This is a genomic window from Mesorhizobium sp. M2A.F.Ca.ET.037.01.1.1 (assembly GCF_003998075.1).
GTDB lineage: Bacteria > Pseudomonadota > Alphaproteobacteria > Rhizobiales > Rhizobiaceae > Mesorhizobium.
The window spans coordinates 1-1,625 of the sequence record NZ_RZSA01001252.1 but is presented as its reverse complement, the minus strand read 5'-3'; the positions used below and the strand labels follow the sequence as shown (position 1 = coordinate 1,625).

At 67.1% G+C, this 1,625-nt stretch carries 2 protein-coding genes and 1 pseudogene; all 3 read left to right on the top strand.

Going from position 1 to position 1,625, the window contains the following annotated elements; all coding sequences use genetic code 11:
* The first annotated feature begins 8 nt into the window (after positions 1-8).
* Complete coding sequence (locus EOA27_RS43230) at positions 9-140, top strand: selenium-binding protein SBP56-related protein (RefSeq protein WP_348639885.1); 132 nt, start codon at positions 9-11, stop codon at positions 138-140.
* A gap of 1 nt (position 141) precedes the next feature.
* Positions 142-1,296 (top strand): conjugal transfer protein TraB, encoded by a 1,155-nt coding sequence (locus EOA27_RS35660; protein ID WP_245491309.1) that lies wholly within the window; start codon positions 142-144, stop codon positions 1,294-1,296.
* A 14-nt stretch (positions 1,297-1,310) separates the two neighbouring features.
* Positions 1,311-1,625 (top strand): annotated as a pseudogene (locus tag EOA27_RS35655) (conjugal transfer protein TraH); the annotation flags it as partial.

Below are 1,625 nucleotides of genomic sequence, written 5' to 3'. Positions count from 1 at the left end.
ACCTCTATCTGTGCAACTGGCTGCATGGCGACATCCGCCAGTACGACATCTCCGACCCTCACAACGCCAAGCTTACCGGACAAGTGTGGATGGGCGGACTGCTCGGCCGCGCGCGCCCGCTCCTCACCTCCGAGCCGTGAGGTGGTGCGGGGCGCGGGCCTGATCGTGCTCGCTGCGCTCGTCGGCGCCGTTGCCTGGGGTGGCGATCCGCTGACGCTGCCGCTGGCGATGCTGTTTCCGGCGCTGTGGGCATTGACGCGCAGGCGCGTCGTCACCGCGCTCGTCACGGCGGCATACTTCCTAGCGGCGTCACGCGGCCTGCCGCAGGGCGTCGCAAATTTCTACGGCTCGGACCTCTGGACCGGCCTGCTGCTGTGGTTCGCGGCCTCCCTCTCCTTCGTCGCCGTTCATACGATCTTATGGACGAAGCGTCGAGGATGGGGGAGGGCGGTCCGGTTTGCATTGGCGGCCGTGCTGATGGCGGTGCCGCCCTTCGGGATCATCGGCTGGGCGCATCCGCTGACGGCCGCCGGCGTGCTGTTTTCCGGTTGGGGATGGTCGGGTCTCGCGGCCGCCGCAGCCGGCCTCACCGTCATGACGACGAGATTGTGGCCGGCTGCCGCCCTGGCCTTGGGAGGCTTCTGGCTCTGGTCCGCCGCATTTTGGACGGAGCCAGCTTTACCCGATGGTTTCCGTAGCGTCGACCTGGAGATGGGACAAAGTCTCGGCCGCGACGGCACGCTCGAGCGGCAGCGTGATCTGATCGCCACAGTCATGGAAGCCGCATGGCAGGGCGACAGCGTCGTGGTGCTTCCCGAAAGCGCAATCGGGTTTTGGACGCCGAGCGTCGAGCGCCTCTGGCGCGCCGCGCTCTACGGCAGCGACATCACCGTGGTCGCCGGCGCGGCGCTCGTCGATCCGCAGGGCTACGACAACGTCTTGGTCGAAATCTCGGCGCATGAGGCCGGCATCCTGTACCGTGAGCGCATGCCGGTCCCGGTCTCGATGTGGCAGCCCTGGCGCGGCTTCATAGGGCAGGGCGGTGGTGCCAGGGCGCATCTCTTCGCCAATCCCGTTGTCGAGCTCGCCGGGCGGCGGATGGCGCCGCTCATCTGCTACGAGCAGCTCGTGGTCTGGCCCTTCCTGCAGTCGATGCTGCACCGGCCCGACGCGATCGTCGCTGCCGGCAATGGCTGGTGGACCGCCGGTACCACCATCGTCGCCATCCAGAATGCCAGCACGATCGCCTGGGCGCGGCTCTTCGGCCTGCCGCTCGTCACAGCCTTCAACACGTGAACATGGAGCTGCCCATGATTGACGCCGCCCTCATCCAGCAATGCGCCTATCCCGGCCTGAAGCCGGCGATCGTCGATAGACTCGTTGCGGAGGCGGGCTCGCCCGATCCGCTGGCCGTCACCATCTAATCCGGTGATCGGGTCGTGCTGGTTCCACGGCCGAGCACACCGGACGAAGCCATGGCCCTCATCCGGCAACATGTCGGCAAGGCTGTCGTGCGCGTCGGCGTCACCCAATATCCGGCAGGGCTCGGTGTGACCAACGCCTCGGAGCTGAAGCTCGATCTGGTTGACGCCTGCGCCAACGTCCGCATGGGGACGAAGCTGTTT